Here is a 6,482-nt window from a genome sequence, read left to right on the forward strand (position 1 = left end):
TGAAGCTCACACGGTCGCAGCTCACACGGCCGCTCCACATCCAGGCGGTGCCCACCGGACCGGAACCCCGGCGGCGCGGCCTCCGCAGAAGGGGAAGCGTATGGTCATGCGGTCGCAGGCAACCAGGTCGCCCCTCACGCCGCCAGGCCGGGAGCGGATCGAGCGAGATCTCGCGTTCCTGTCCCCCGGGCAACGCCAATTCTTCCGGCTGGTGATCGGGGTCACCCGCGTGCTTTTCGTGCCCGTCTGGCTGTTGCTGCTGGCCGCATGGGCCGCACGCTGCCTGGGCCTGACCCTTGCGGCGGGCCGCCCTGCCCCGCGCCCGGCGCTGCCCCCCCGGCCCGGCACCGAGTTGCTGGAAGTTCCGGGGTGCAGGCTGTACCTGATGGGGGCAGGTGTCGCCGTCGTCCTGGGCCTGAGTTCGATCATCGGGATGTGCTTCCTGCCCATGATCACGTTCCTGGGGGCCTTCTCCGCCCTTCAGAACGGGGAGGGACTGCCGCGCGTGGTGACGGGCATCCTGGGGGCCGCCGGGCTGGAGGGGCTGATGCTGCTGGTGTACTTCCGGCATTTCCGCGACCTGCTCGCCGGAAAGTGACGGCCCTGGGCTGACCCGGCGCGGGGCACGTTACCCTGACCCCATGAAGCTCGAAGAGGCCCGCGCCGCCCTCCGGAAGGCCCGCCGCGTCGCCGTGCTGACCGGTGCGGGCGTGAGCGCCGAGAGCGGTATCCCCACCTTCCGCGACGCCCAGACCGGCCACTGGGCACGCTTCCGTCCCGAAGACCTCGCCAGCCCGGAGGCGTACCGACGCGACCCCGAAACAGTGTGGCAGTGGTACGCGGGCCGCTACGCCGACGTGACGCGCGCGCAACCCAACGAGGCACACATCCGGCTGGCCGAACTGGAACGCGAAAAGGGCGAAGGCTTTTTCCTCGCCACGCAGAACGTGGACGGCCTGCACGCCCGCGCTGGAAGCGAGCGCCTGGTGGAACTGCACGGCAACCTGACCAGCGCCCGCTGCGAGGAGTGCGGCACGGTCACGTCCCTGCCCGCGCCGGACACCTTCACGCCCCCGCCTGCCTGCCCCACCTGCGGCGCCCGGATGCGCCCCAACATCGTCTGGTTTGGCGAATACCTGCCCGAGGACGCCCTGGAGGCCGCGACCCGTGCCTTTCAGGAGGCGGACGTGGCCCTGATCGTGGGCACCAGCGGCGTAGTCTACCCGGCGGCGGGACTCGCCTTCGAGACGCGGCGGGGGGGCGGCGCGGTGATCGAGGTGAACCCCGAGGAGACGGAACTGACGCCGTACATGGACTACAGCGTGCGGGAGGTGGCCTCGAAGGGGCTGGCGGCGCTGCTGGACAGCTAAGGCACACCCGCTGCGCCCCGGTGCTAGCCTGTGTCCGGCCTGCCGTGCAGGTGGGCCGCTTCCTTCGGGGCGGGGTGAAATTCCCCACCGGCGGTGATGGCCCAGTGCGCTGGCACTCTGGCCTCAGCCCGCGAAGCCCGCGCAAATTGCACCGCGCGCGGGCCCGATCCCGTGAGACTCGGGGGCCGACGGTCACAGTCCGGATGAGAGAAGGAGGAACGTCGCCGCGCCTTCCCCGGCGGGTGACGACAGCGTATGTGTGAAGTGAATGCTCCGCCCGGCACACGGGTGGAGAAGATTCCGCTGGCTGGACCGGACGCCGCCTTCATGGCGCAGGCGCTCGCCCAGGCGGCGCGGGGCCTGGGGCGCACGGCCCCCAATCCCCCGGTGGGCTGCGTCGTCGTGCGGGGGGGCGACATCGTGGGGCGCGGCTTTCACTCCCGCGCGGGTGAACCCCACGCCGAGGTGTTCGCCTTGCGTGAGGCGGGCGAGCAGGCGCGGGGCGCGGCGGCCTACGTCACCCTGGAGCCGTGCGGCCACTTCGGGCGGACGCCCCCCTGCGCGGACGCGCTGATCGGGGCGGGCGTGGCGCGGGTGGTCGTGGCGGCCCTCGACCCCGACCCCCGCGTCAGCGGCGCGGGCGTTCGCCGCCTGCGGGCGGCGGGCCTGGACGTGACGCTGGGCGTGCTGGAGGACGAGGCCACAGCGCAGCAGGCGGGCTTTCGCAGCCTGGTGGCGCGGGGGCGGCCCTGGGTGGTCGCGAAATATGCCATGACCCTGGATGGCAAGATCGCCGCCCTGCGGGCAGACGGCACGCCCGAGGGCCGCGGGGCCGTGACGGGCGAGCAGGCCCGCGAGCGGGTCATGCGCTGGCGCGACGAGCAAGACGCCATCGCGGTCGGCAGCGGCACCCTCCTGGCCGACGACCCGGCCCTCACCACGCGCGGGGTGCCGGGGGGACGTGACCCGCGCCCGGTGGTGTTCGACCGCCGGGCACGGACGCCACTGACGGCCCGCGTATGGCGTCCGGGAGCCGTCCTCGTCACGTCGCCCTCTGCGGACGCGAGGGCCCACGCGGCGGCGGGCGTGCAGGTTCTCCGCGCGGCCACCCTGCCGGAAGCCCTGCGCGGTCTGGGCCGCCTGGAGATCTCCAGCCTGCTGCTGGAGGGCGGCTCCGGCCTGCTGGGCGCGTTCCTCGCGGCCGGGCTGGTGGACGAGGTGCGTGCCCTGATCGCCCCCCGGCTGCTGGGTGCGGGCCTGCCGCCGCTGGACGGCCCGCTGCGCCCGATGGGCCAGGCAGAGGCCCTCTCCCACCTGCGGGTGGAAACCCTCGGCCCGGACGTGCTGATTTCGGGCCTGCTCAACCGGGTTCCGCGTCTGCAAAGAGCAGCGGCGCGGGAGGAGTGACTATGTTTACCGGAATCGTGGAACAGGTGGGGCGCGTGAGGCGTGCCGAGGAACGGAATGGCATCCTCACCGTGACGGTGGCCCCGGAACGGATGTGGACAGACCTGGAACTGGGGGAGAGCGTCGCCTGCTCCGGCACCTGCCTGACGGTGACGGGCTGGGACGGGGAGAGTTTCACCGCCGACCTCTCGCAGGAGACGCTGAAGAAGACCGCCCCCAACTGGCACGCTGGGGTACGCCTGAACCTGGAACGCGCCATGACCGCTGCTGGCCGCTTCGGCGGGCACGTCGTCAGCGGACACGTGGACGGCACGGGCGAGATTCTGGAGCTGCGCGAGGCACCGGGGGCCTACACCCTGCGCGTCCGCGCCGCGCCCCACCTCGCCCGCTACCTCGTCCCCAAGGGCAGCGTCACCGTGGACGGCGTGAGCCTGACCGTGGTGGACACGGGGGGTCCGGGGGGCAGCCGCACCGACCTCGCGCCGGACGAGTTCACCCTCTGGCTGGTGCCGCACACCCTGGCCGTCACCGCGCTGGGGGAGTGGCGGGAGGGCGCCGGGGTGAATCTGGAGGCCGACCAGATGGCGAAGTATGTAGAGCGGCTGCTCTTGATGCGGGACTTCGGGTGGACGGAGGTGAGCGCGTGAGTCTCACGCCCATTCCCGAACTGCTGGCCGAACTCCGGGCGGGCCGCCCCGTCATCCTGGTGGACGACGAGCACCGCGAGAACGAGGGCGACCTGCTGATGCCCGCCGCTGCCGCCACGCCGGAGTGGGTGAACTTCATGGCGCGGGAGGGGCGCGGGCTGATCTGCGTGACCCTGACCCCGGAGCGGGCGCGGGCGCTGGACCTCACGCCGATGGTCATGGCCAGCACCGACCCCAACGGCACCGCCTTCACGGTCAGCGTGGACCACGCCAGCAACTCCACCGGCATCAGCGCCTACGACCGCGCGGCGACCATTCGGGCTCTGCTTGATCCCGCCTCCCGTCCGGCGGACTTCCGGCGACCGGGGCACATCTTCCCGCTGGTGGCGCGTCCCGGTGGGGTGCTGCGCCGCGCCGGGCACACCGAGGCGGCCTGCGACCTCGCGCGGCTGGCGGGCTTCGAGCCTGCGGGCGTCATCTGCGAGATCATGAACGATTCCGGCGAGATGAGCCGCCTCCCGGAACTGCTGGCCTTTGGCGAGCGGCACGGCCTCAAGGTGGGCAGCATCGAGGCGCTGATCGCCTACCGCCTGCAACACGACCCCTTCATGGCGCGGGTCGCGGAGGCCCGGCTCCCCACCGAGTACGGCGAGTTCCGGCTGGTGGGCTTCGAGGACACGCTGTCCGGGGCCGAACACGTCGCGCTGGTGCTGGGCGAGGTGAACGAGGAACCGCTGCTGGTGCGCGTCCACTCCGAGTGCCTCACCGGGGACGCCTTCCACAGCCTGCGCTGCGACTGCGGCCCCCAGCGCGACGCCGCCCTGCGGGCCATCGCGGCGGAGGGCCGGGGCGCCTTCGTCTACCTGCGGCAGGAGGGGCGCGGTATCGGCCTGCTGAACAAGATTCGTGCCTACGACCTGCAAGACCAGGGGGCCGACACGGTGGAGGCCAACCTCCGCCTGGGCTTCCCCGCCGACGCCCGCGACTTCGGCATCGGCGCGCAGATGCTGCACCTGCTGGGCGCGAAGAGGCTCCGGGTGCTGACCAACAATCCCCGCAAGCTGCATTCACTGGGCGGCTTCGGCCTGGAGGTGGTGGAGCGCGTCCCGCTGCATGTCGGCCATAACCCCCACAACGCCGCCTACCTCGCCACCAAGGCTAGGAAGCTCGGCCACCTGGCCCTCATTCCCCCCTCCCCGGAGTCCGCATGAACCGCCGCGAAGGCCACCTGCTCGCCACCGACCTCCGCTTCGCCGTCGTGTCCACCCGCTGGAACCACCTGATCGTCGACCGTCTGGTGGAGGGAGCCGAACTCGCCTTTGTCCAGCACGGCGGCAAGACCGCGAACCTCGACCACTTCATCGTCCCCGGCTCGCACGAGCTGCCGCTGGTGGCCCGGAAGCTGGCCGAAACCGGGCGGTACGACGCGGTGGTGTGCCTGGGAGCCGTCATTCGCGGCGACACCGACCACTACGAGTTCGTGGCGGGCAGCGCGGCGAGTGGCGTCCTGAACTCCTCACTGCACACGGGCGTGCCCATCGCCTTCGGCGTCCTGACCACCGAAACCGTCGAACAGGCCCTCAACCGCGCCGGGATCAAGGCCGGGAACAAGGGCGCGGAGGCCACCCTCGCCATGATCGAGACGGTGAATCTGCTGCGGCAGGTGTACTGAGCAAAGGTGTACTGAGCGAAAAGGAGCGCGGGGGAAAGGGAGACAGGGCACCGCAAAGGTCGGTTTTGGAAGTGCTCGCCCCGTTCAACCCCTCAGTCAGCTTCCCTCAAGGGGAACCAGGGACTCTATTTGCCCTCCAGGAAGCCAATGTCATTGCCTCCTCTTGAGAAGCTTGATGTGCAATAGAAATTTGCTGCCTCGGATGGGCTTTTTTCTCCCTCTCCCCTTGCGGGAGAGGGTTGGGGAGGGGGGTGGCAGCCGCTCGGCTGCCCTCAAAACAGACTAGGCATTCGGTCATCCAGTGGCCTCTCTATGCCCGGCTCGTTCACCCCCACCCGGCCTCCCCCCTCTCCTGCGGAGCTGTGCCAGTCAAGGGGGAGGAGCTTTTTTATCGCTCCACACGTCGTTTCTTCTTGATCAGAGACTGACATGCATCACTCAGTCTTGAGGGGAGGTGTCCCGCAGGGCCGGACTCGCAGAGCTGCGCGGCAGAGGAGTTCAATCGGGGCTGTGTGAACCCGGCCACTTTCCGGTGGCCCTGGGAAAGGGAGAGCGGCATCACACCCTTTCCCCCGCCCCCTCTGTTAAGCTGCCCTGTTTGGACGGGGCCGCGCGTGTCCCGCATCAGGGGGATAACGTGACAGCAGCCGAGCAGCTTCAAGAACAGGAACAGGTCTTTCCGGCACCGATCAAGACGGTGGAGCCGGGCAGCCCTGCCGAGCGGGCGGGCGTGCGGCCCGGCGATCTGCTGATCCGCGTGAACGGCGTCCCGGTGACGGACGTGCTGGCCTACCGCCACCGGCTTTCGCAGGGGTGCGTGGTGCTGGAGATCAGCCGCCCGGTGGAGCGCCCCGCCGTGCTGACGGGCGTCCTCGGGACGGCGCAGGATCATCACCGCCTCGCCTACGACCCGGCGGCCCCCACCTTCACCTTCGAGGTGGAGTGGGAGGACCCTGGCCTGGAGTTCGAGGAAGTGCTGTTCGACGGCATCAAGAAGTGCGCCAACAAGTGCGACTTCTGCTATGTGCACCAGATGCCGCGCGGCTTCCGCAAGAGCCTCTACATCATGGACGACGATTACCGCCTGTCCTTTCTCTACGGCTCTTTTGTGACCCTCACCAATCTGACCGAAGGCGACATCAACCGGATTCTCGACGAGAACCTCTCGCCGCTGTACGTGTCGGTCCACACGGCCAATCAGGACCTCCGTCAGGACCTGATGAAGTGGTGGAAGCTGAAGGTCAAGGACCCCCAGGCGGTGCAGATTCGCTCGATGATCGAGCGGCTGGAGAGCATCGACCTCTACACCCAGATCGTGCTGGTGCCGGGCCGCAACGACCGCGAGCATCTGGACGAGACGGTCGAGTATTTGAGCAGCCGCCCCAA

Annotated in this window: 7 protein-coding genes and 1 riboswitch (1 of these 8 cut by a window edge); all 7 genes read left to right on the plus strand. The window is 70.0% G+C overall.

Annotation, left to right across the window (positions count from 1 at the left end):
- The first annotated feature begins 106 nt into the window (after positions 1-106).
- Complete coding sequence (locus E5F05_RS07395) at positions 107-598, plus strand: hypothetical protein (protein ID WP_129117998.1); 492 nt, start codon at positions 107-109, stop codon at positions 596-598.
- Between the two features lie 43 nt (positions 599-641).
- On the plus strand, positions 642-1,370 hold the full coding sequence (locus tag E5F05_RS07400) for an SIR2 family NAD-dependent protein deacylase (RefSeq protein ID WP_129117999.1): 729 nt from the start codon (positions 642-644) through the stop codon (positions 1,368-1,370).
- 56 nt (positions 1,371-1,426) lie between these two features.
- Positions 1,427-1,589, plus strand: a riboswitch (FMN riboswitch).
- 36 nt (positions 1,590-1,625) lie between these two features.
- Positions 1,626-2,777 (plus strand): bifunctional diaminohydroxyphosphoribosylaminopyrimidine deaminase/5-amino-6-(5-phosphoribosylamino)uracil reductase RibD, encoded by a 1,152-nt coding sequence (gene ribD / locus E5F05_RS07405; protein ID WP_306461355.1) that lies wholly within the window; start codon positions 1,626-1,628, stop codon positions 2,775-2,777.
- 2 nt (positions 2,778-2,779) lie between these two features.
- On the plus strand, positions 2,780-3,424 hold the full coding sequence (locus tag E5F05_RS07410) for a riboflavin synthase (RefSeq protein WP_129118000.1): 645 nt from the start codon (positions 2,780-2,782) through the stop codon (positions 3,422-3,424).
- Positions 3,421-4,635, plus strand: a complete 1,215-nt coding sequence (locus E5F05_RS07415; RefSeq protein WP_129118001.1) for a bifunctional 3,4-dihydroxy-2-butanone-4-phosphate synthase/GTP cyclohydrolase II — start codon at positions 3,421-3,423, stop codon at positions 4,633-4,635. Before E5F05_RS07410 ends, E5F05_RS07415 begins: the two co-directional genes overlap by 4 nt.
- On the plus strand, positions 4,632-5,096 hold the full coding sequence (gene ribH / locus E5F05_RS07420) for a 6,7-dimethyl-8-ribityllumazine synthase (RefSeq protein WP_129118002.1): 465 nt from the start codon (positions 4,632-4,634) through the stop codon (positions 5,094-5,096). Before E5F05_RS07415 ends, ribH begins: the two co-directional genes overlap by 4 nt.
- A 637-nt stretch (positions 5,097-5,733) precedes the next feature.
- Positions 5,734-6,482, plus strand: the 5' portion of a protein-coding gene (locus E5F05_RS07425) for a DUF512 domain-containing protein (protein WP_129118003.1). 724 nt of this gene lie beyond the right edge of the window; only the first 749 of its 1,473 coding nucleotides appear in the window; it begins with the start codon at positions 5,734-5,736; its stop codon lies off the right edge, out of view.

It is taken from the genome of Deinococcus metallilatus (assembly GCF_004758605.1).
Lineage (GTDB): Bacteria > Deinococcota > Deinococci > Deinococcales > Deinococcaceae > Deinococcus > Deinococcus metallilatus.